The organism is Streptomyces sp. NBC_00663, assembly GCF_036226885.1.
Lineage (GTDB): Bacteria > Actinomycetota > Actinomycetes > Streptomycetales > Streptomycetaceae > Streptomyces.
The window spans coordinates 2,343,019-2,365,495 of record NZ_CP109027.1 but is presented as its reverse complement, the minus strand read 5'-3'; the positions used below and the strand labels follow the sequence as shown (position 1 = coordinate 2,365,495).

Genomic DNA, 22,477 nt, shown 5'->3' with positions numbered 1-22,477 from the left:
GGGCTTGACGGGGGCAGGGAGTTGGCGCCGGTAGGCGGTGTGCGGCGCGGAACCCCGGGCATCCACCCGGCCGTTGAGATCGCCGACCCGGTTACCTCGGCTACCGTGCCGCTCATGCATCGCAGCCGCGTCTACGCCGCCATCATCGACACCCCCGAGCCCGAGGCCGCCTCCGCCTTCTGGTCCGCCGCGCTCGGTGTCCCGGCACAACAGGATGTCGCCGAACCGCAGTTCACGGTCCTGCACGGCGCTCTGCCGGGTCTGGTCACCGCGGTTCAGGCCGTCGATGACGCGCCGCGGCTCCACATCGACATCGAGACGGACGACGTAGCGGCCGAGACCGCCCGTCTGTTGTCCCTCGGCGCGGTCGAGGTGTCCCAGTGGCTGGAGTGCCATGTGCTGCGCGCACCCGGCGGACACCTGGTCTGCGTGATCCCGGTGCACAGCGACCCCGAGACCTTCGCGGCACACGCCAACACCTGGCCCTGAGACCGGAGCTGGCGGCCCCCGCCATAGCCGTACCCTTTCCGCGTGACCTCCCGCGACCCCCTCCACCGCGCCCTGCACGACCCCGGCGACCCACCCCTGCGCCCGCTGCCGGACCGGGCGGCGGAGCTCCTGCGCGCGCTGGACGCGCCGCCCCGGCTGGCCGCGCACCTGAGGGCGGTGCACGACGTGGCGTACGGGCTCGTGGAGTGGCTGGCGCGACAGCACCCTCAACTCCCGCTGGACCGCGAGGCCGTGCTGTTCGGCGCGGCCACGCACGACATAGGCAAGTCCGTGCACACCGCCGAACTGTCCGGCCCCGGTTCGGCGCACGAGGCGGCCGGGCGGGAACTGCTGCTGGCCCACGGCGTCGCCCCGCATCTGGCCCGGTTCGCCGCCACCCACGCGAGCTGGACCGCGCCGGCCGTGACCATCGAGGATCTGCTGGTCAGCCTGGCCGACAAGGCATGGAAGAACAAACGGGTACCGGAGCTGGAGGACCTGGTGGTCGGCGCGCTGGCCGAGGCGAGCGGACGGACGGCGTGGGAGGAGTTCCTCGACCTCGACGACCTGCTGACGGACGTGGGGGAGGGGGCGGAGGAGCGGCTCGCCTTTCAGGGGGCGTATCCGGTGTGAGCGGGTCGCCCACGCGGATCAGAAGCCGAGGAGCCCGTCGAGGTCGATCTCGACGGGGAACGGAAGTTCAGTGACGAGCTTGTCGTGGTGCACGGGGTGCGACGGCGCGGGGAAGTACGTGAGGGTGTCCGCGTTGAGCCAGTACTCGTGGACCGCGAGCTTCTGATCGCGGTCCAGTTCCACGCGCCAGTAGTACGGGACCTTGTGGGTGGCGAAGAGCGCGGGTTTGCGTACGCGGTCGTCCTGGCGGGAGCCGGGAGAGACGACCTCCACGACGAGGGCGACCTTTCCCACCGGGACACATTCGAGCTCGAAGAAGTCCAGCTCTCGGGGGTCGAAGACGATCACATCGGGCTTGGGCGTGTTCTGGGCGTCGACCATCACGCACTGCTCGGCCACGACCTTGTACGGCTCGGTGTGCGCGGTCCTCAAGGCGCCAAGCACGCCGTCCCGTACCTGGTTGTGCCAGAACTTGGTCTGTCCTCGAACTACGATCCGTCCGTCCACGAGTTCCCAGTCGAAGGGCAGCTCCAAGTCTTTGACCTGGTCGAAGGTCCAGCCGTCGGTCGGCGGGAACATCCAGGTGTCCTCGGTGGCCTGTCCCCGCTGGGGTGTCGTCATCACTGCTCCCATGGACGCCAGTGTGGACGCCGATGCGCGGCGTGATCGTACGTACGACGGTACCGCCACCCGAACTGACGAGGCCATGGCGCGCCGTTGGCGGCCAACCCTCGCGCGCCAACCGTTTACACCCGCCCCCGTTCGCGCTACCTTCCGCCACAGGCGGGGTGGGAGCGCTCCCATGCGGGTGGACCGGAACCTGCCCGAAGGGAGCCACCCCACCCCGCTCATCCGCACACGCATCCGCACGGCCCGTACCTCAAGGAACGGACTGGACTGTCATGATCCTGACAAAATCAGCGGCGTCCCCAGGTCGCCGATTAGCGCTCGCCACCCGCACCAGAGCCCTCTTCCTCGTCCTGGTCTCCCTGCTCGCCACCGTCCCCGCCGTCGCCCTGGTCATGACGACCGGCGGACCGGCGGAGGCCCACGGCACCCCGATGAAGCCCGCCAGCCGCACCTTCCTGTGCTGGCAGGACGGTCTGACCGACACCGGCGAGATCAAGCCGGTCAACCCGGCCTGCAAGAACGCCCAGGCGGTCAGCGGCACCACGCCGTTCTACAACTGGTTCTCGGTGCTCCGCTCGGACGGCGCGGGCCGCACCCGCGGCTTCGTCCCGGACGGCGAGCTGTGCAGCGGCGGCAACACCAACTTCACCGGCTTCAACGCCGCCCGCAGCGACTGGCCGTTGACCCACCTCACCTCGGGCGCGACCGTCGACTTCTCCTACAACGCCTGGGCCGCGCACCCGGGTTGGTTCTACGTCTACGTCACCAAGGACGGCTTCGACCCGACCAAGACCCTCACCTGGAACGACATGGAGGACCGGCCCTTCCTCTCCGTCGACCACCCGCCGCTCAACGGTTCCCCGGGCACGGTCGAGGCCAACTACTCCTGGACCGGGCAGCTTCCGGCGAACAAGTCGGGCCGCCACATCATTTACATGGTCTGGCAGCGCTCGGACAGCTCGGAGACCTTCTACTCCTGCTCCGACGTCGTCTTCGACGGCGGCAACGGCGAGGTGACCGGCATCCACGACCCGGGCAACCCGACCGACCCGGTCCCCGGCACGTGCAGCGCCACCCGCAAGACGACCGGCAGTTGGTCCGGCGGCTACCAGTCCGAGGTGACCGTCACCAACTCCGGCGACGTCCCGATGCTCGGCTGGATGGTCGACTGGACCCTCCCGAGCGGCCAGAAGGTCGACAGCCTATGGAACGGCAACGCGACCTACACCGGCCAGAACGTGATGGTCCACAACGCCGACTGGAACGGGTCGTTGAGCCCAGGACAGAGCGCGACGTTCGGGTACGTCGTGACCGGCTCCGGCGGTGATACGGCGACCACGTTGCCCTGCCGGGTCGGTTGACACCCGGCTGATGGGCGGGCCCGGTGGACGACGAAACGCCGTTCACCGGGCCCGTCGGCGATGACATGATGACGTGCATGACGCTCCTGACCCGCAACACCTTCCTGGCCGCGTCCCGAAAGGACGATGCCGCGTAGGCGCCCCGGCGCGCTGCGCGCCGCTCGACTCCCTCGCGCTGCCCGATGGGATCTTCCCCCGGCCCGCATCCAGGGCCTCTCCGCCCGAACCAGCCTGGCCATAGCCCGCGTTGAAGGGCTCCCGGACGACTATCACGTCTACCTTGGCGCCACCGACCGAGCCCTCCGACGCTATCGGCAGTTCCTGCAACCCGAGGGCCGGCGCCCCCGCTATCCGCAGGACGCGGAGTGTGCGTGCCGCGGCTGCTCCTTCGACGACGTCCGGCACGCCCGCGACGTACTGGACGAGACCCTGGCCCGGCTGCCGCCCCGTCCACGCGCCGAACTCGCGCGCCTGGTAGCCGACTTGGACGCCACGTACCTGCGCCGCACCCTCCCCGACCCCTTCGCCGCCGAAGGCCAGTGGCAGAGCGACCTGTGGTGGCGCCGCCGCCTGGCAGGCGGCCGGGAGGAGCCGCTCCCCGACCCGAGAGAGCCACTGTCACGCAGGCGCCGCCGCTGACGCGCGGGTGCGATGCAGAGGGGGGCGGATCGGCGTGCCGGTGGAGCGGGCGGAGCGGGTGGTCGCGGAGGTCGTCGCCGCACAGGGGTGAGGGCCTTGAGCCCAGAGGAACTCCGGGCGTCCGGCATCAGCCTGGCGTTGCTCCAGGGCGGACCCGGTGGACACCCCCACCGGGTCCGCGAGCCGGGCAGGTGAGGGGGAGTCCCTGCCCGGGTGTGGAGTGGCTGAAGACGGCGACAGCGTGTGGGTCGGACAACGTTGTCGAGTGGTCTAAACCTCACTCTACCTCGTCAATGAACCGCGACGTCAAGCGAGTTGGGTTGACCCGTCCGAGTGGCTCCTCGGTGCCGCCGGACACGTGTCCGGGACAGCCCGTGGTACGGCTGGCGCGTGTGAAGTCCCTGATGCTCGCCGCCGCTCTGGCCCTGGCCCTGGTGTTCGCCGGTGCCGGCCTCGCGCCCGCCGCGCCCCCCGCACCCCCCGATCTCGTCGACGACCCCACCCCCTACGTGGATCCCCTGATCGGCACCAGGAACGGCGGCAATGTCTTTCCCGGCGCGGTCACCCCGTTCGGCATGCTCTCCTGGAGTCCCGAGAACACCCGGGGCGACGCCACCCTCGCGGCGGCTCCCGGCGGCTACCACTACGACGCCCCCCGCATCCGGGGCTTCAGCCTCACCCACATGTCCGGCACGGGGTGTGCAGGCGGCAGCGGCGACATTCCCTTCTTCCCGTACGCCGGACAGGTCACCTCCTCGCCCGCGAGCGACACCGGGGACACGGTGTACGCCGCCGACTTCCGGCACGCCGACGAGACCGCCGAGCCCGGCCACTACAAGGTCGCCCTCGCGTCCGGCGTCACCGCAGACCTCGCGGCCACCACCCGCACCGGCTCGGCCCGCTTCACCTACCCGGCCGACCGGCCCGCCTCGTTGCTGATCCGTACCGCCAACTCCGAGGTCGGCTCCACCGATTCGACGGTCGAGATCGACCCCGGCTCCCGTACCGTCTCCGGCTCCGTCACCTCCGGCAACTTCTGCGGCCACCTCGACCCCGAGGGCCGACGCGCCTACTACACCCTGCACTTCACCGCCCGCTTCGACCGCGCCTTCCAGGCCACCGGTACCTGGCAGGACGACCGGCTCGACCCCGGGTCCCTGCGGGCGAGCGGCGGCACCGGCGGCTTCGCCGACAGGGGGCGGCCGGTGACCGGCAAGGGCGCCGGCGGATACGTGGAGTTCGCGCCGGGAGCCGGGCCGGTGAACGTCAAGGTCGGCATCTCGTACGTCAGCCGGGCCGGCGCCGAGGCGAACCTGGCGGCGGAGAACCCGCCGTACCGCACCTTCGACGAGGTGCGGGAGGCGGCGCGCGGCGCCTGGCGCGACGACCTCTCCGCCATCCGGGTGGGCGGCGGCACGGACGCCGAACGCACCACCTTCTACACGGCGTTGTACCACTGCCTCCTCCACCCGAACGTCATCAGCGACGCCGACGGCAGGTACCGCGGCCCTGACGGCGAGGTGCACAGGACCGGTCGGCGGGCCCAGTACGGCACCTTCTCCGGCTGGGACGTCTACCGCGACCAGGTCCAGTTGCTCACGCTCCTCCAGCCGCGCACCGGCTCGGACATCGCCCAGTCGCTGTACGAACTCGCCGAGCAGAACGGCGGGATCTGGGACCGCTGGCTGCACGGGGCGAGCGGGACGCACGTCATGAACGGCGACCCCTCGGCCGTCGCCCTGGCCGGCATCCACGCCTTCGGCGGCACCGACTTCGACCTGCCCGGGGCGCTGCGCTCGCTGGTCCGGGCGGCGACCGTACCGACCGCGAAGGACCTGTCCGCCGCCGGGCGGCCCGTCCTCTCGGTCGGTCAACGGCCGTCGCTGGACCTGTACTTGAAGCATCACTACATGCCGTCCGTCTCCCACGCCTGGGGCGGTGCCGCCGAGACGCTGGAGATGTCAGGCGCCGACTTCGCCCTCTCGCGGCTCGCCTCGGCGGCGGGGGAGAAGGGCATCGCCGCCGACTTCACCCGGCGCGCGCAGTGGTGGCAGAACAACTTCGACATCGCCGCCGATCCGATCGGCGGCCACATCGCCAACCGCAAGGCAGACGGCAGTTGGGTCACCGGGTTCACCCCGGCCACCGGCAACGGCTTCGTGGAGGGGACGGCGGCGCAGTACACCTGGATGGTCCCGCACAATCCGGCCGGCCTCTTCGCCGCGATGGGCGGGAAGGACAAGGCCCTTGAGCGGCTCGACTCCTTCTTCCACAAGAGTGACGGGAGTTGGGCCTTCACCGGGAGCGGCGGCGAGAAGTCCGAGCTGGACAACGAGCCGTCGATCAACGTGCCTTATCTGTACGACTACGCGGGCGCCCCCTACAAGACGCAGGAGACCGTCCGGGCCGCCCTGCGGCAGCTGTGGTCGACCCGGCCGGGTGGCATCCCGGGCAACGACGACCTCGGGGCGATGTCCTCCTGGTACGTCTTCGCCGCGCTCGGCATGTATCCGCAGGTTCCCTCCCGGGCCGAACTCGTCCTCGCCTCACCGCTGTTCCCGCGCATCGAGATCAGCAGGCCGGGCGGCAACGACATCTCCATCAACGCGGAGGGTGCGGCCGCGGACACGCCGTACATCCGCTCCCTGCGGGTCGACGGGCGGGCCGGTGACCGGCCTTGGCTGCCCGCCTCCTTCGTGCGGGACGGTGGCAGCCTCAGCTACAAGCTCTCCGGCACGCCCGACCCCGCGTGGGGTGCCGCCGCCGACGCCGCCCCGCCGTCCTTCCGGGCCGGCGAGCAGCCGTACCAGGTCGGCATCGGCCCCACCGCCGCGACGCTCGCCCCGGGCGGCAGCGTGAAGGTCGGCGTCCGCGCGCTCGCGCTGAGCGGCGGGGCGGGTCCCGAGGTCCGCTTCCGTGTCGAGACCCCGGACGGCATCACGGCAACCCCCGTGGAGGGACGTGTTGTTGAGGGGGCCGGAGAGATCACCCTGAGGGCCGGCGACGGTGCCACCCAGGGCTTCTACGACGTGAGGATCAGCGTGGACTCGTACGAGCAGCCCGTGTTCCTCACCGTCGCCGCGCACGGCAGCCTCCTCGCCGCCTATGACTCCGTCGGGATCTCGGACGACGCCGGCGAGCATGACGAGGCCGACTTCGACGGAGGCGGCTGGAGCTACTCACGGCAGGCCCTTGCCGCGGCGGGGCTGAGCCCGGGCGGTGACGGGGAGGTGCGGGGCGGGCTCGCCTTCAGCTGGCCCGCCTCGCCGGACGGGCGGCCGGACAACGCCTCCGCAGCAGGGCAGACGATTGAACTCGCCGAACCCGTACGTCAGTTGGCCTTCGTCGGCAGTGCGGTCAACGGGGGGCGACAGGACCGCGCGACCGTGACCTACACGGACGGTAGCACCGGCACCCTGGACCTCTCCTTCACCGACTGGACGCTCGGCGGGGGCGGCGGCAGCGTCCAGTACGGCAATGAGGTCGTCGCGAGGACCGCGTACCGGAACATCGCGGGCGGGGGCCGGGATCCGGTCGCCACGTACGTGTTCGCCACCGAGCCGTTCAGTGCGCCGGAGGGGAAGGGCATCGTGGGTGTGCGGCTGCCCCGCAACCCGGACCTGCGTCTGTTCACGCTGGCGACCCGCTGAACAGTCCGGCCAGCCAGTCGAGTTGGCGGCGCACCTGGACCGCGTCGCCGCCCTCGTGACCGTTGTACGGGTAGGCGTGGATCTCCGTGCGCGGGGCGGTGCCGGACAGTTCGGCGTAGCGGTTGAAGGCGGCGTACGCGCCGCTCGGCGGGCAGACGGTGTCGCGCAGGCCGACGCCGAAGTGGGCGGGGGCGTGGGCGCGGCGGGCGAAGGAGATGCCCTCGACGTAGGACAGGGTGCGGTAGGCGGCCTCCGCCGCGCCCCGGTGCACGGAGAGGTAGGTGCCGATCTCGCCGTAGGGGTGGGCGTCGGTGAGGTCGAGGGCGCGGCGGACGCCGCACAGGAGCGGGGCGGTGACCAGGGCCGCGGCCAGGTCGGGGACGAGTCCGGCAACAGCCAGGGCGAGGCCGCCGCCCTGGCTGTTGCCGGCCGCGACCGTGCGGGAGCCGTCTACGCCGGGGAGGGCGCGGACCGCGGTGACCGCGCGGACGGCGTCGGTGATGAGGCGGCGGTAGTGATAGTCACGGGGGTCGAGCAGACCGCGGGTCATGGGGCCGGGGCCGCCGGGCGCCTGGGCGTGCGGGTCGGGGGTGTCGCCGCCGCAGCCGTACTGGTCGCCCTGGCCGCGGTTGTCCATGAGCAGCACGGCATAACCGGCGTTCACCCAGGTCAGGCGCTCGTGCGGGAGGCCGCGGCCACGGCCGTAGCCCGCGTACTCGACGACCGCGGGGAGCGGTCGCGACACCCCGGCGGGGCGGGAGAACCAGGCGCGTACCGGGTCGCCCGCGAAGCCCCGGAAGGTCACGTCCCAGGTCTCCGTCAGCCGTAGCCCGGTCTCCACCGGACGCACGCTCACCAACGGGTCCGTCTGGGCGGCGTCCTTGAGGGTGGCGCGCCAGAACTCGTCGAAGTCGGCGGGCTCTTCGGGCAGCGGACGGTGGTGCACGAGTTCCGTCAGCGGCAGGTCGAACGCGGGCACGGGGCACCTCGCAGGAGTCGGACGACAGAGGGAAACTTGCGGAGTTCACTGCGTCTGGCATCCCCGTTCTACCCCGGGCGCAAGCGACTTCAACTCTCCACCCACACCTCAAAAGGCCGCTGCTACACCCATTGACAGCGCTTTCTGACTGCCCTTAAGTTGCCGCGAAGTTACCGGTAAGACCTCGAAACTTTCGGTTCAGCTCCGCCCCTCCTGAGAGGACCGAGCATGAGCACGTCCACCAAGTCGGCCTCTCCGCCCGGCGTCCAGGACCCACCCGCACCCGCTCCACCGCCGAAGCCCTCCGTCCGCGTCACCTGGCGGCGGGCGCTGCGCCGCGACTGGCAGCTGTACTCGCTGGCACTGCTGCCGCTGCTGTTCTTCGTGGTCTTCCGCTATCTGCCGATGCTCGGCAATGTGATCGCCTTCCGGCGCTTCGAACCGGGCGGCTCGATGTTCGGCGAGCAGTGGGTCGGACTGCGCTATGTCGAGATGTTCCTCAGCGACCCGACCTTCTGGCAGGTCTTCCGGAACACGCTGTGGCTCGGCGGACTGACCCTCGTCTTCTGCTTCCCGATCCCGATCGTGCTGGCCCTGCTGCTGAACGAGGTGCGCAGACGGGCCCTGAAGCGGTTCGTGCAGTCGGTGTCGTATCTGCCGCACTTCCTGTCGATCGTGATCGTCGCGGGCATCACCATGCAGATCCTGGCCACCGACGGCCCGGTCAACCACGTCCTGGGCTGGCTCGGCCACGACGAGATCCGGTTCATCCAGGAACCCGAGTGGTTCCGCACGATCTACGTCGGCTCCGAGATCTGGCAGACCGCCGGCTGGGGCACGATCCTCTACCTCGCCGCGCTCACCACCATCGACGAGGACCTGTACGAGGCCGCCCGCATCGACGGCGCCGGCCGCTGGCGGCAGACCTGGCACGTCACCCTGCCCGGCATCCGCCCCACCATGGTCACGCTGCTGATCCTCAACATCGGCACGTTCATGGCGGTCGGCTTCGAGAAGGTCCTGCTGCTCTACAACCCGCTGACCTACCAGACCTCCGACGTGATCTCCACGTACGTCTACCGGACCGGCGTCGAGTCCAACAGCTTCAGCTACGCCGCCGCCATCGGCCTGTTCGAGGCGGTCATCGGCCTGGTCCTGATCACGTCCGCCAACCAGCTCTCGCGCCGCACAGTGGGGACCAGCCTGTGGTGAAGCCGAGCCGTTCCTACCGGGTGTTCCAGGGCGTCAACGGGGTGATCCTCAGCCTCGTCGTGGTCGTGACCCTCTACCCCTTCGTCAACATCATCGCCCGGTCCTTCAGCGGGGAGCGCCAGATCCGCGCCGGTGACGTGACGCTGTGGCCCAAGGGGTTCAACCTCACCACGTACAAGATCGTGTTCCAGGACTCGATGTTCTGGCGCAACTACGGCAACACCGTGTTCTACACGGTCGTCTCCACCGCCGTCGCCATGATCCTGACGACCTGTTACGCGTACGTCCTGTCGAAGAGGCACCTCAAGGGCCGTACCGCGCTCATCGGTATCGCGGTGTTCACCATGTTCTTCACCGGCGGTCTGATCCCCAACTACGTGCTGATCACCACCCTCGGCCTGAAGAACAGCGTGTGGGCGATCGCCCTGCCCAACGCGATCAGCGTCTTCAACCTGCTGGTGATGAAGGCCTTCTTCGAGAGTCTGCCGGTCGAGCTGGAGGAGGCCGCGCAGATCGACGGGCTGAGCACCTACGGCACCCTGCTCAGGATCGTGCTGCCGCTGTCCAAGGCGGTCGTCGCGACGATGGTCCTCTTCTACTCGGTGTCCTTCTGGAACTCCTGGTTCAGCGCGTTCCTCTACATGGACAGCTCGGACCTGATGCCGGTCACCGTCTATCTGCGGAACATGATCCTGGGCGCCACCGGCGGCTCCAACGCGGGCGCCGGCACCGAGCAGCTCAGCCAGGTCGGCGCGAACATCCAGGCGGTGACCATCGTGCTCACCTCGCTGCCGATCCTCTGCGTGTACCCGTTCGTCCAGCGCTACTTCGTCTCGGGCGTGATGCTCGGCGCGGTCAAGGGCTGACAGCCCACCCATCGGCTTACGGAACAAGGGAGTTCCCGTGAAGAACGCAGGAGAGCTGTCGCGGCGTCAGATCCTGGCCGCCGCCGGCTTCATCGGTCTCGCCACCCTCACCGGCTGCGGCAGCGGCGACGACGGCGGCGACGGCAAGGACCTCTCCAAGAAGCAGAACGGCGCGATGAAGGAGTACCGCGCCGGACAGCAGTTCAAGGCCGCCAAGCCGCTGTCCTTCTCGATGCTGCACAACAACAACCCGGTCTACCCCTACAAGAGCAGCTGGCTGTTCTGGAAGGAGGTCACCAAGCGCACCGGCATCACCCTGAAGCCCGTCGACATCCCGCTCGCCGACTACGAGAAGAAGCGCAGCGTCCTCATCGGCGCGGGCGACGCCCCCTTCCTGATCCCCAAGACGTACCACCCGGGCGAGGTCGCCTTCGTCTCCTCGGGGGCGATCCTCCCGGTCAGCGAGTACGTGCACCTGATGCCCAACTACCGGGACAAGGTGAAGCGGTGGAAGCTCGAACCCGAGCTCGACTCCATACGCCAGTCCGACGGCAAGTACTACCTGCTGCCCGGCCTGCACGAGAAGCCCAAGGCCGGCTACTCCCTCTCCTTCCGCACGGACGTCCTCGACAAGCTCGGCCTGACCCTGCCCACCAGCTGGGACGAGGTGTACACCGTCCTGAAGGCGCTCAGGTCCGAGTACCCCGACAAGTACCCGTGGACCGACCGCTGGAGCATCAACACCCCGTTCCCCTGCGGGGCGTTGTTCAGCTACCTCGGCCAGGCCTACGGGGTGAAGGCGGGCTGGACGTACGACAACATCAGCTTCGACACCACGTCCCAGAAGTTCGTGTTCACCGCCGCCCAGGACAACTACCGGGCGATGATCGAGTACTTGAGAAAGATCGTCGCCGAGAAGCTGCTCGACCCGGAGAGCTTCACCCAGCAGGACGACCAGGCGATACAGAAGCTGCTGGCCGAGAAGTCGTACGTCATCAGCGCCAACCCGCAGGAGCTGGTCCAGAACTACCGCTACAACCTGGAGAATCAGGTCAGGGGCGCGAAGATCGAGATGGTCCCGGTGCCGCTCGGACCGGCCGGGCCGATCGTCCTCGGCGGGGTCCGGCTGGAGAACGGGATCATGGTCTCCAGCAAGGCGCTCAAGAGTGACAGCTTCGTCGCGATGATGCAGTTCGTGGACTGGCTCTGGTACTCGGACGAGGGCCAGAAACTGTGCAAATGGGGAGTCAAGGGCGTCACTTACACCGAGTCCGGCGGCGCCTACAAGCTGGAGCCCGGCATCACCCTGATGGGCTCCGACCCGGACGCCCCGAAGGACCTCCAGAAGGACTTCGGCTTCTTCAACGGTGTCTTCACCTACGGCGGCAGCTGGGAGCTGGTCTCCTCCAACTTCAGCCCGGACGAGAAGAAGTTCCAGGACGCGATGTCCCAGCGCGAACAGACGCCCATCGACCCCGCCCACCCCCTCCAGTCCGTGGAGCAGGAACAGGCGACGCTCCTCGACACGCCCCTCAAGGACCACGCCATCCAGAACACCCTCAAGTTCGTCCTCGGCAAGCGCCCGATGTCCGAATGGGACGACTACATCACCGAGTTGAAGGCGAAGAACATGCAGCAGCTCCTCGACCTGCACAACAAGGCGTACGACCGGTTCAAGAAGGAGAACGGGTGATCCGCGTCCCCGCCGAGCCGATCGGACGGCTCTCCGAGGCCTGGCGCCACTGTGTCGGCACCGGCCGTATCGAACTCGCCCTGCGCCGCGACTACCAGGACTCCCTGAAGCTCCTCCAGGACGACATCGGCTTCCGGTACATCCGAGGGCACGGCCTGCTGAGCGACGGCATGGCGGTCCACCGCCCGTACGAATGGGAGGGCACCCGGCGCGTCCACCACTCCTTCACCTACCTCGACCAGATCGTCGACGCCTACCTCGACCTCGGTATCCGGCCCTTCGTCGAACTCGGCTTCATGCCCGAGGAGTTGGCGTCCGGGAAGCAGACGGTCTTCTGGTGGCGGGGCCATGTCACCCCGCCCCGGTCGTACCAGGAGTGGGCGGACCTGGTCCGCGCGACCGTCGCCCACCTCGTCGACCGCTACGGCCTGGACGAGGTGCGCACCTGGCCCATCGAGGTGTGGAACGAGCCCAACCTGGCGGACTTCTGGGAGAACGCGGACGAACAGGAGTATCACAAGCTGTACGAGGTGACGGCGTCCGCGGTGAAGGAGGTGGATGCCTCCCTCCAGGTCGGCGGCCCGGCGATCTCGCCCGGCTCGGACGAATGGCTGGGCCGGTTCGCCGAGTTCGTCGCACGCCGTGACGTGCCCGTCGACTTCGTGTCGAAGCACGCCTACACCTCGGGCCCGGCCCAGCACGTGCCCTTCGGCTCCTACCAGACGCTGGAACCGGCCCAGCACCTCCTCGACCAGTTCGCCACCCCTCGGGACCTCCTGAAGGGCACCGCGCTGGCCGAACTCCCTGTCCACATCACGGAGTTCAACTCCTCCTACTGCCCCGACAACCCCGTCCACGACACCGCCTTCAACGCCGCCTACCTCGCACCCGTCCTCGCGCACGGCGGCGACCACGTCGACTCCTTCTCCTACTGGACCTTCAGCGACATGTTCGAGGAGGCCGGTCCGCCGACCGCCCTCTTCCACGGCGGCTTCGGACTGCTCACCCACCGACAGGTGAAGAAGCCGACGTACCACCTGTACGCGTTCATGGCGCGGATGGGGGAGCAGCTGCTGGGGCGCGGCGACGACCACCTGGTCACCCGGCACCCCGATGGCCGGGTCACCGTCCTCGCTTGGGCGCCGGTCGACGCGAGCGGGGAGACGCCGGGGCCGTCCCAGCACCGGGTGCGCCTGTCCGTGCCGCTGGAGGCCGCGGGGGAGGCGTTCGTACGACGGTCCAGTGTGGACGAGGAGTACGGCAACGCCCGCACGGCCTGGCAGCGGATGGGCAGCCCCCGCTCACCCCGGCCGGCCCAGCTCGGCGTACTCCATGAGGCGGCCGAACCCGCGCGACGGCATCTGCGGCTGCCGGTGGCGGACGGCCGGGTGGAGCTGGATCTGACGCTGAGCCGCCATGAGGTGACACTCGTCGAGGTCAGCGGGGTCGTGGAGGAGGCACCGCCCTGGACGGACGAACGCCGACTGCTCGGCAGGGAGCCACGATGACCCCACGAAGGGATCCAGGAAGGGATCCACGCAGGGAACCGCGCAGGGATCCAGGACGGGACCCACGAAGGGACCCACGATGAGCGCACCCGCCGTCTCCTTCGGCGGCGGTTCCCTCTCCCGCGCCGTCGCCCTCATCCACACCCTCCTCACGGTCGGCGCCCTCCTGCTGGCCGCCGCGAGCCCGGGTCTCGCCGGCCTCCTCCTGCTGGGCGCCGACCCGTCGAACCTCCCTCTGGCCGCCGTATGCCTCCTCCCGCTCGGCCCCGCCGCCTCCGCCGCCCTCTACGCCCTCCACCACCGCGACCGCGACCTCACCGACCTCCACCCGGCCCGCGCCTACCGGCGCGGCTGGCGTCTCAACGCGCTTCCGGCGCTGCGGCTGTGGGCGCCGCTGCTGGCCTGGCTCACGGTCATCGCCTTCACGCTCACCCACTTCTCCGCAACCGGGCTGCCCGGCTGGTGGGCGGTACTGCTCGGGGCGGTCGGCCTCGGCTCCCTCCTGTGGGGCGCCCACGCACTCGTCCTGACCTCCCTGTTCAGCTTCCGCACCCGCGACACCGCCCGGCTCGCCGCGTACTTCCTGTTCCGGCACGGCCGTGCCACCCTCGCGGCCGCCTCGCTGCTCGTCCTGACCGCCGCGGGGACCGCCCTGCTGACCGAGGCCCTGCCCGCCCTGCTGGCAGCCCCGCTGCTGCTGTCCCTGTTGCACGGCAGCCGTGCGGTGATCGCCGAGACCGAGAGGGACTTCACCGCATGACCGGCAGGATTCCGTACGGCGGCGACTACAACCCCGAACAGTGGCCGCAGGACGTCTGGGACGAGGACCACCGCCTCTTCGGCCAGGCCGGCATCGACACCCTCACCGTCGGCGTCTTCTCCTGGTCCCTCACCCAACCCGCCGAGGAGACCTACGACTTCACGGTCCTCGACCGTATCCTCGACCGTGCCGCCGCCGAGGGCCGCCAGGTCTGCCTGGCCACCGGCACCGCCGCCCTCCCGCCCTGGCTCGCCAGGAAGTACCCCGAGGTCAACCGCACCGACTTCGAGGGCCGCCGGCACCGCTACGGCCAGCGGCACAACTTCTGCCCCAGCTCACCGGCGTACCGCAGGCTCTCCACCGCGATGTCCGGACACCTCGCCGAACGCTACGCCGACCACCCGGCGTTGCTCGCCTGGCACATCAACAACGAGTACGGCGGCGTCTGTTACTGCGGGCTGTGCGCGGACGCCTTCCGCAACTGGCTCCGCGACCAGTACGGCACCCTCGACGCCCTCAACGACGCCTGGTGGACGACCTTCTGGTCCCACCGCTACACCGACTGGGCCGAGAGCGAGCCGCCGAGCGCCCTCACCGAGCACTGGCGGGGCCCCGACCACACCGCCTTCCAGGGCATCACCCTCGACTACTTCCGCTTCACCACCGACGCGCTGCTCGGCTGCTTCCTCGCCGAGAAGGAGGCGATCCGCAGCCACGACCCCGAGACCCCCGTCACCACCAACTTCATGGGCATGTTTCGCCCCCTCGACTACCACCGCTGGGCACCCCACCTCGACTTCGCGTCCTGGGACAGCTACCCGCCCCTCGACGCCCCGCCGACCTGGCCCGCCCTGGCCCACGACCTGATGCGCGGCCTCAAGGACGGCGCCCCCTTCTGGGTGATGGAACAGACCCCGTCGACCACGGCCTGCCGGGACGTGAACCCCCTGCGCAGGCCGGGGGAGCTTCGCCTCGCCACCTTCCAGGCCCTCGCCCACGGCGCCGACGCCGCCCTCTACTTCCAGCTGCGCGCCTCCCGCGGGGCCTGCGAGAAGTACCACGGGGCGGTCATCGGCCACGCCGGACGCGACGACACCCGCGTCTTCCGCGAAGTGGCCGACCTGGGGCGGGAGTTGCATCTCCTCGGCGACGCGACCCTGGGCGCCCGCACCCCCGCCCGCACCGCCCTCCTCTTCGACTGGGACAGCTGGTGGGCCCTGGAGATCTCCGACGGCCCCTCCCGGCTGGTGAAGTACCAGGAGGTCGTGCACGCCTACTACCGGGCCGCCCGCGAGGCCGGCGCCGACGTGGACGTCGTACCGCAGAGCGCCGACCTCACCGCGTACGACGTGGTCCTCGCCCCCGTCCTCCACCTGGTCAAGGGCGACCTCGCCGGCCGCCTCGAAGCCGTCGCCGCACGCGGCGGCACCGTCCTGACGACCTTCCTCTCCGGCCGCGCCGACGCACACGACCGGGCCTTCCTCGCCGACGTCCCCGGCCCGCTCGCCCCGCTCATGGGCGTCCGCGTCGACGAGTGGGACGCCCGGCCACCGGAAGTGACCCAGCCGATACCGGAGTTGGGGACCGAGGCCCGCCTGGTCTTCGAGATCGTCCAGCCGCGCGGCGCCGAGCCGGTCGCCACGTACGGCAGCGACTTCTACGCGGGCACCCCGGCGGTGACCCGCAACGCCTTCGGGAAAGGCGAGGGCTGGTACGTCGCCACCGCCCTCGACCAGCCCGGCGTAGACCAGGTGATCCGCCGCATCCTCGCCCGCCACGACCTGCTCGGCCCGTACGCCGACCACCCCGCCGTCGAGACCGCCACCCGCGTCGCCCCCGACGGCACCCGCCTCCTCTTCGTCCTCAACCACGCCCCGGAACCGGCCCACTTGACCGCCCTCACCACCGCCACCGACCTCCTCACCGGAAAGCGGATCGAGCAGGGCGAACCCCTGTCCCTCGACCCGCTCGGCGTCGCCGTACTGCGTCCGCTCAGTTGATGGTGACGACACGGGCCCACGACGGCGGCGTGTCGGGGACGTAGTCCGGATCGCGTTCCTTCCCGTTACGGGTGGGACGCGGGAAGAGCCCGACGACGGTCCGGCAGGGCGGCGGCTCCGACGGCCAGGGCGTCTGGCCGTCCGTGAGGGCGACGACCACGTCCGGGCGAGGCCGGGAGCGCAGCGCCCGGGCGAAGCCGGAACGCAGGTCCGTTCCGCCACCGCCGATCAGTTCGATGTCCTCGGCGCGGCAGAGCGGGGCGGCGAGCCCCGCCGCCGCGTCGCAGGAGATCACCGACACCAGATCGCGCCGCCCGCCCACGGCCCGCGCGATCGCCGCCACCTCCAGCAGCGCACTGCCCAGCTCGGCGTCGCTCACCGACCCGGAGGTGTCGATCACCACGCACACCCGGGGCGGGGTCCGGCGCAGACTCGGCAGCAGCACCCCGGGAACGGCGGCCGAGCGCCGGGAGGGACGCCGGTAGGTGTGGTTCTCGCCCACCCCTGGCGCACCGGCCGCCGCGCGGATCGCCGCGCCCAGCAACTGCCGCCACGGCTGCGGCGGATGGAACGTCTCGTCCGCCCAGCGCCGCCAGCCGTCCGGGGTGTCACCCGGCTTGCCCTTGATCCCCTCGGCGACCCGGAAGCGCACCGCGTCCCGCTGCTGCCGGGTCAGCCCGTTCGCCCCCTCGGCGCCCAGCTCCCAGGGCCGCGCCTGTCCGTCGGCGCCGCTGCCGCAGTCCACCCAGGCCAGGTCGGCGGCGAGCCCGGACATGGACGACGTCCGCAGGTACTCCTCCATCAGCCGGCCGTCGCTCAGCCCCAGCAGAGAGGGCAGAACGGCCCCGGTGGGCCGGGGCAGACCGTCACCGTAGATGTCGTCGTTGATCTCGAAGTCGGCCGCGATGTTCCGCCGCAGCCGCTCCCCGGGGCCGTACTCCTCGTTCTCCCGCGCATAGCGCTCGCCCCGTCCGTGGTGGTCCCTAAGGAGATGGGACACCTCGTGCACCCAGACACCCGCCAGCTCCTCCACCGGCATGCGCGCCACGAAGGCGGGTGAGACATAGCAGCGCCAGTGCGCGTCGACCGCCATCGTCGGCACCGACCGGTCCTCGACGATGTGCAGCGCGAAGAGGGCCACGGCGAGATACGGGCGGACCTTGACGGCGTGCAGCCGGGCGGCCAGCAACTTCTCCATGTCCAGGGGGAGTTGGCCATCCGCGTCCGGGCTGCTGGGCGGTTGCGGCAGCGCGGCCCGCACCGGGCGCGGTGGGGGAGACGGGGGCATGGGGCGCGGTACGGGGCGCGGCGCGGACCTTGTCATCGGCTCACCCCGATCCCGGCCGCCGCCCGCTCCACCGACCGTTCCGCCCGGGCGGCGATGCCGACGACCTTGGCCAGCCGTTCCACCGTCGCCGGAACCTCCCAGTCGTCGCGCCGCAGCGCGGCCAGCGCCTTGGCCGGGGCGACCAGCAGATCCGGGGCTCCGGTCTCCATCGCCCGCACCAGCACCGCCCAGCCCGCCTCCCACCGGTCCCGTTCCGGCCGTGCCCCGACAGCCGCGACCACCGCCTCCAGCGCCGCCTGCCGCAGATCGCCGCGCTCCGGCAGCTCGGCGGTGGGCGGGTCGGCCAGCAGCGACTCCGGGTCCGGGAGGTCCATCCGGTCGAGATGGGCGAGCAGTTCCAGGCCCGGCCCGTCGCCCACCGCGCCCCGCACGAGGAGCGCCAGCACCTCCTGGGAGACGGAGGCCGCCGTGGCGAAGGCGAGCAGCGTCAGGGCCGTCTCCCAGCTGCGCGGGGAGGGCCAGGCTCCGCCGCGCCGCGTCTCCGTGCTCGGCAGCCGGTGGATCAGCGTCGGCCGGGCGTGCAGGAAGCCGCAGACCGCGCGCCGGGCGAACGCCACCGCATCCGCCAGCCGCTCGGGCTCCAGCCGGGGCAGCTCGGCCCGGGGCCACACCCCGCCGAGCCCCCGCACCACCACGTCCCGGTCGTGCACCCAGTACAGGTGCACGAACCGGTTGGCCAGCGGCGGGCTCAGCTCCCACCCGTCCGCCGCCGACGCCCGCGGGTTGGCGGCGGCCACGATCCTTACCCCCGGCGGCAGTTGGAGCGCGCCGACCCTGCGCTCCAGCACGACCCGCAGCAGTGCGGCCTGCACGGCCGGGGTGGCGGTGGAGAGTTCGTCGAGGAAGAGCAGTCCCCGCCCGGCGCGTACCAGCTCGACGGCCCACTGCGGCGGTGCCATCGGCACCCCCTGCACCGCGGGGTCCTCGCCCACGATGGGCAGTCCGGAGAAGTCGGTCGGCTCGTGGACGCTGGCGATCACGGTCGTCAGCGGCAGGTCGAGCGAGTCGGCGAGCTGCGTCAGCGCCGCGGTCTTGCCGATGCCCGGCTCGCCCCACAGCAGCACGGGCAGGTCCGCCGCGACGGCCAGGGTGAGCGCTTCGAGCTGGTCGTCGGGGCGGGGCTCGGTGTCGGTGGTCCGGAGCAGCGTCAGGAGGTCGTCGGCGAGGGCGAGCTGGGGGTTCGTGGGCAGCAGGGCATGGGACGTCATGGGCATCACCTGAGGGGTGTGAGGGGGTCCCGAACGGGAGCCCGGAAAGGGGAAGTCGGGGTCAGACGGTCAGACCGGTGCGCGGGCGGGCCCGACCGTTCCGTTTGCGGCGCATCTCATGAGGCGTCCGGCGGTCGAGCCGCGGGCGGTGACCCGCCTCGGGCCGCGCCGGACTCCCCACCGCACCGGCGGCGGGGTGCTCGGGGACCAGGCCCGACCGGTAGAGGCCGTGGTCGAGGCGGCGGGCCGCGGCCGACTCCAGCTCCTCCCGGAGCGGCCCGTCCCGCAGCACGGCACCGGGGCCGAGCAGCCCCTCGACCACGGTCAGCGCCCCGACGACGTCACCGTGCCGGAGCCGCTCCCGGACCGCGGGCAGCTCCTCCGGATTGCGGTGCACGGCGTCGATCGCGCGCAGACAGGGCAGCGGTGGCCCGCCGAGCGCCACCAGCAGGTCCTCGCGGCGCAGTTGGGCGGGTTCGTGGTCGATCGCCGTCAGCACCCCGTCCCGCAGCGCGATCCGATGGACCTCGCCCCGGCACTCCACGCGGTGCGGATCGCGTACTTCGGCGACCGGACGTGCCGTCGCCGGCGACGCCGAGCCGTGGGCCGTCAACGCGGCGCCGACCAGCGGATGCAGCCCCTCGACCGAGACCAGCCCGGCCCGCAGCAGCTCCAGGTCCACAAGCACCCGGGCCGCCGCCTCCGGCAGCACCGGAAGCGCCGCGACCTCCTGCGGTGGCGGCTCCTCCCGCACCGGCCGGAACGTCGGCGCGTGACTGTCGTCGGGCGCCACGAGTTCCAGCACGGCACGACTGCGCGCATCGAGCCGCACGGTGAAGGCGCCCCGGGACCGGCCGTCGGCCCGGAACATCACCTCCGCCTCGGCGGCCCAACGCGCCCTGGCCCACGACGAGTCGGGGTCGTCGGCGCAGCGCCGGGCGAGCTCGCCACTGCGCTCCACGTCCCACAGGTGCCGATGCAGATCGAGCCGGAAACGCCGGTCGGGGTGCGGGTGCGGATGGTGCCCGGGGTCGCTGTCCCCGGACTCCTCCCACAGCGCGAGCGCCATCCGCTGCCCGGCGTCCGCCCAGGCCGGCGGCGTCCGCACCACCAGATGCAGCGGAGCGTCACCCCGGTAACGGGCCAGGGAGAGCGTCATGCCCGGCCGGAGCCGCCCGTCGGGGGCGATCCTGGGCATGTGCCAGCGCAGCAGATCCGGCGCCAGCCGGCGCAGATCAGCCCGGAGCCGGGCAGTGACTTCAGTGCCGTGACGATCACGTACGGCGCGCAGATCGAGATCGACGTCGACCCGGGCGGCGGCGCAGGCGCCCGCCCAGTCACCGGCGGTACGCCGTGCCGTCGAGGTCTCGATCATGGACAGTGGCACGGCGTACTCACGTACGCGCTGCCACATCAACAGGCGGGTCGGAATCCCGTTCGCGAGGTGGGCTGCCATCAGCACTCACCTGTAGCGAACGAGTCCCCCAATCCAAACGAGGAGAAGTTCTTCATCGGCGGCATCATAAGCACCCCGGACACGATCTGTCAGTGAATAATCCGCCCGCGCTCGTCCGGGACCCCCGACTTCCGGAAGAAGTAGCTGTTGATCTGGTCCCGCCACTCACCTGCACCGCGCAGCTGCTCCTCGAACAACTCGGCCACCCGCGCATGCCGCACCGGATCGACGAGCCCGGCCAGCGAGTCCCACACCCGCCGCGCCTGCGCCACCTCGTCCACGCCCTCGAAGTGCGTGTCGTAGATGTGCTGGATCACGGTCTTGCCGCTCTTCAACTCCTGCCCGTACGGCACATGATGGAAGAACAGCAGCAGCTCGTCGGGACAGGACGCGACCGTCTCGTACACCTCGGCCCACCGCTTGCCGTACTGCCCCGCGAACCCGGTACCGGACGCCACACTGCGGTCCACGCCCACCCCGTCCCGGTCGGCGAAGTGATAGGTCCCCCACGGGCTGTACTCGTACCCGTCCACGCTCGGCCCGTAGTGATGCCCCGGCTGCACCATGAAACCGACCCCGAGCGGCGCGGTGTACTTCTCGTACGTCCGCCACGACCCCGCCAGCACCGCGCGCACCCCCGCCGCCGGAGCGGTCCCGAAGGTGAGCCGGATCCACTCGTCGAGGATCTCCGGCGCGTCCGCGTCCGGCCGCCAGGCCAGCCGCCCGAAGGTGTAGAGGTTGGCCTGGGCGAGCGGATGCCCGGTCCAGAAGGGGTCGTCGCCGACGTTCGACACGGCGACGAGCCCGCCGCGCGCCAACTCGCCCACGGTCAGCCCCTCTTCCTGCCCGAAGCGCAGCACCTCGCTCCACATCGGCCCGAGCCAGCACACATGCCGCTGCTGCCCGGTGTACTCCTGCGTGGCCTGGAGCTCCACCGCGAGCCGGGTCCCCGGCATCGCGCCGATCAGCGGCGAGACCGGTTCCCGTACCTGGAAGTCCATCGGCCCGTGCTTCACCTGGAGCACGGCGTTCGCCGCGAACTCCCCGTCCAGCGGCGTGAAGTGGTCGTACGCGGCACGCGCCCGGTCGGTCGTACGGTCCCGCCAGTCCTGGTGGTGGTTGTAGACGAAGGCCCGCCAGTGGACCGTGCCGCCGTACGGCTCCAGCGCGGCGGCCAGCAGGTTCGCCCCGTCGGCGTGACTGCGGCCGTACGCGAACGGGCCGGGCTGCCCCTCCGAGTCGGCCTTCACCACATAGCCGCCGAAGTCCGGTATCGCCTCGTAGACCCGCGCGGTCGCCGCCGCCCACCATGCCCGCACGGCCGGGTCGAGCGGGTCGGCCGTGGACAGTCCGCCGAGCACCACCGGCGCCGCGAAGGTGACGGACAGATGCGTCCGGACGCCGTAGGCCCTGAACACCCCCGCCAGTTCGGCGACTTCACCGATCCGGTCGGTCAGCAGCCGGGCCTCTTCCGTGTGCACGTTGACGTTGTTCAGGGCGATCGCGTTGATCCCGCAGGACGCCAGCAGCCTGGCGTACGCCGCCACCCGCTCCAGATCCCCGCGCGCCCGCCCGTCCTCCCAGAACAGCGAGCCGCCCGCGTAACCCCGTTCCACCTGGCCCATGACCGGGTGCACGGCCACGTTGTCCCAGTGGTCCAGCATGCGCCGTCCCACAGCCGGCTCATGCGTCTCCCGCGTCGGCTCGGGGAGGAACGCGTCCTCCCCGAGCCGGACGACATGGAAGAAGCCGTACAGCAGCCCGCGCGCGCCGGACGCGGTGACGGTGGTGCGTCCGGCACCGCGCTCGTAGGTGAACCCCTCGGAGTCGCCGGTGCCGTCGAGCTCCAACAGGAGGTCGTACGCCTCGGGTTCACGCGTGACATCGCCCCCGTACCGTGCGCAGGCCGCCGCCACCTCCCCGTACACCGTGTCCACCAGGGGACCCGAGCCGCGGATCAGTGTCCGCCGGGTGCCGATCGGCCGGAACACCTCGTCCGCCAGCCAGGCCGGATCGACACCTCGCATGAGACCCCTCCATCACCC

Annotated in this window: 17 protein-coding genes; 11 read left to right on the top strand and 6 right to left on the bottom strand. The window is 71.0% G+C overall.

Features of this window, described 5'->3' with window-relative positions:
- Positions 1-114: 114 nt before the first annotated feature.
- Positions 115-489, top strand: coding sequence for a VOC family protein (locus tag OG866_RS10580; protein ID WP_329333644.1), 375 nt, complete (start codon positions 115-117; stop codon positions 487-489).
- Between the two features lie 42 nt (positions 490-531).
- On the top strand, positions 532-1,122 hold the full coding sequence (locus OG866_RS10575; RefSeq protein WP_329333642.1) for an HD domain-containing protein: 591 nt from the start codon (positions 532-534) through the stop codon (positions 1,120-1,122).
- A gap of 18 nt (positions 1,123-1,140) precedes the next feature.
- Here OG866_RS10575 and OG866_RS10570 read toward each other — a convergent pair whose 3' ends face one another.
- On the bottom strand, positions 1,141-1,755 hold the full coding sequence (locus OG866_RS10570) for a Uma2 family endonuclease (protein ID WP_329333641.1): 615 nt from the start codon (positions 1,753-1,755) through the stop codon (positions 1,141-1,143).
- Between the two features lie 269 nt (positions 1,756-2,024).
- On the opposite strand from OG866_RS10570, the gene OG866_RS10565 reads away from it, so the two are divergent.
- From OG866_RS10565 to OG866_RS10555, 3 genes are all read left to right on the top strand, one after another.
- Entirely contained in the window at positions 2,025-3,113 is a 1,089-nt protein-coding gene (locus OG866_RS10565; RefSeq protein WP_329333639.1) for a lytic polysaccharide monooxygenase auxiliary activity family 9 protein, read from the top strand.
- A gap of 126 nt (positions 3,114-3,239) precedes the next feature.
- On the top strand, positions 3,240-3,752 hold the full coding sequence (locus OG866_RS10560; RefSeq protein WP_329333637.1) for a hypothetical protein: 513 nt from the start codon (positions 3,240-3,242) through the stop codon (positions 3,750-3,752).
- A 404-nt stretch (positions 3,753-4,156) separates the two neighbouring features.
- Positions 4,157-7,402, top strand: a complete 3,246-nt coding sequence (locus OG866_RS10555; protein ID WP_329344028.1) for a GH92 family glycosyl hydrolase — start codon at positions 4,157-4,159, stop codon at positions 7,400-7,402.
- On the opposite strand, the gene OG866_RS10550 is transcribed toward OG866_RS10555, so the two are convergent.
- Complete coding sequence (locus OG866_RS10550; protein WP_329333635.1) at positions 7,383-8,381, bottom strand: acetylxylan esterase; 999 nt, start codon at positions 8,379-8,381, stop codon at positions 7,383-7,385. The two genes, OG866_RS10555 and OG866_RS10550, sit on opposite strands and share 20 nt — an antisense overlap.
- Before the next feature lie 228 nt (positions 8,382-8,609).
- On the opposite strand from OG866_RS10550, the gene OG866_RS10545 reads away from it, so the two are divergent.
- The 6 genes from OG866_RS10545 (at position 8,610) to OG866_RS10520 (ending at position 16,420) form a co-directional block, all read left to right on the top strand.
- On the top strand, positions 8,610-9,593 hold the full coding sequence (locus OG866_RS10545) for an ABC transporter permease (protein WP_329333634.1): 984 nt from the start codon (positions 8,610-8,612) through the stop codon (positions 9,591-9,593).
- Positions 9,587-10,459 carry a carbohydrate ABC transporter permease gene (locus tag OG866_RS10540; protein ID WP_329333633.1) on the top strand — a complete coding sequence of 291 codons (873 nt, stop codon included), beginning with the start codon at positions 9,587-9,589 and terminating at the stop codon, positions 10,457-10,459. The genes OG866_RS10545 and OG866_RS10540 overlap by 7 nt, the downstream gene beginning before the upstream one ends.
- Positions 10,460-10,496: 37 nt before the next feature.
- On the top strand, positions 10,497-12,152 hold the full coding sequence (locus OG866_RS10535) for an ABC transporter substrate-binding protein (protein ID WP_329333632.1): 1,656 nt from the start codon (positions 10,497-10,499) through the stop codon (positions 12,150-12,152).
- Positions 12,149-13,660, top strand: a complete 1,512-nt coding sequence (locus tag OG866_RS10530; protein ID WP_329333631.1) for a GH39 family glycosyl hydrolase — start codon at positions 12,149-12,151, stop codon at positions 13,658-13,660. Before OG866_RS10535 ends, OG866_RS10530 begins: the two co-directional genes overlap by 4 nt.
- Before the next feature lie 79 nt (positions 13,661-13,739).
- Positions 13,740-14,420, top strand: coding sequence for a hypothetical protein (locus OG866_RS10525; protein ID WP_329333630.1), 681 nt, complete (start codon positions 13,740-13,742; stop codon positions 14,418-14,420).
- Complete coding sequence (locus tag OG866_RS10520; protein WP_329333629.1) at positions 14,417-16,420, top strand: beta-galactosidase; 2,004 nt, start codon at positions 14,417-14,419, stop codon at positions 16,418-16,420. Before OG866_RS10525 ends, OG866_RS10520 begins: the two co-directional genes overlap by 4 nt.
- Here OG866_RS10520 and OG866_RS10515 read toward each other — a convergent pair.
- From OG866_RS10515 to OG866_RS10500, 4 genes are all read right to left on the bottom strand, one after another.
- Positions 16,413-17,618 (bottom strand): vWA domain-containing protein, encoded by a 1,206-nt coding sequence (locus OG866_RS10515; RefSeq protein ID WP_329344026.1) that lies wholly within the window; start codon positions 17,616-17,618, stop codon positions 16,413-16,415. The two genes, OG866_RS10520 and OG866_RS10515, sit on opposite strands and share 8 nt — an antisense overlap.
- 122 nt (positions 17,619-17,740) lie before the next feature.
- A complete protein-coding gene (locus tag OG866_RS10510) occupies positions 17,741-18,976 on the bottom strand; it encodes a MoxR family ATPase (protein ID WP_329333628.1) in 1,236 nt (411 codons plus the stop codon).
- Between the two features lie 61 nt (positions 18,977-19,037).
- Positions 19,038-20,432, bottom strand: coding sequence for a hypothetical protein (locus OG866_RS10505; RefSeq protein WP_329333626.1), 1,395 nt, complete (start codon positions 20,430-20,432; stop codon positions 19,038-19,040).
- Between the two features lie 89 nt (positions 20,433-20,521).
- Positions 20,522-22,459, bottom strand: coding sequence for an alpha-glucuronidase (locus OG866_RS10500; RefSeq protein ID WP_329333624.1), 1,938 nt, complete (start codon positions 22,457-22,459; stop codon positions 20,522-20,524).
- Between the last annotated feature and the right edge of the window lie 18 nt (positions 22,460-22,477).

Excerpts from the sequence above, each read along its gene's own strand:
- OG866_RS10580 (WP_329333644.1), top strand. The coding sequence starts at position 115 with ATGCATCGCAGCCGCGTCTACGCCGCCATCATCGACACCCCCGAGCCC.
- OG866_RS10570 (WP_329333641.1), bottom strand. The coding sequence starts at position 1,755 with ATGGGAGCAGTGATGACGACACCCCAGCGGGGACAGGCCACCGAGGAC.
- OG866_RS10565 (WP_329333639.1), top strand. The coding sequence starts at position 2,025 with ATGATCCTGACAAAATCAGCGGCGTCCCCAGGTCGCCGATTAGCGCTC.
- OG866_RS10560 (WP_329333637.1), top strand. The coding sequence starts at position 3,240 with ATGCCGCGTAGGCGCCCCGGCGCGCTGCGCGCCGCTCGACTCCCTCGC.
- OG866_RS10555 (WP_329344028.1), top strand. The coding sequence starts at position 4,157 with ATGCTCGCCGCCGCTCTGGCCCTGGCCCTGGTGTTCGCCGGTGCCGGC.
- OG866_RS10545 (WP_329333634.1), top strand. The coding sequence starts at position 8,610 with ATGAGCACGTCCACCAAGTCGGCCTCTCCGCCCGGCGTCCAGGACCCA.
- OG866_RS10525 (WP_329333630.1), top strand. The coding sequence starts at position 13,740 with ATGAGCGCACCCGCCGTCTCCTTCGGCGGCGGTTCCCTCTCCCGCGCC.
- OG866_RS10520 (WP_329333629.1), top strand. The coding sequence starts at position 14,417 with ATGACCGGCAGGATTCCGTACGGCGGCGACTACAACCCCGAACAGTGG.
- OG866_RS10515 (WP_329344026.1), bottom strand. The coding sequence starts at position 17,618 with ATGGAGAAGTTGCTGGCCGCCCGGCTGCACGCCGTCAAGGTCCGCCCG.
- OG866_RS10510 (WP_329333628.1), bottom strand. The coding sequence starts at position 18,976 with ATGACGTCCCATGCCCTGCTGCCCACGAACCCCCAGCTCGCCCTCGCC.
- OG866_RS10505 (WP_329333626.1), bottom strand. The coding sequence starts at position 20,432 with ATGGCAGCCCACCTCGCGAACGGGATTCCGACCCGCCTGTTGATGTGG.
- OG866_RS10500 (WP_329333624.1), bottom strand. The coding sequence starts at position 22,459 with ATGCGAGGTGTCGATCCGGCCTGGCTGGCGGACGAGGTGTTCCGGCCG.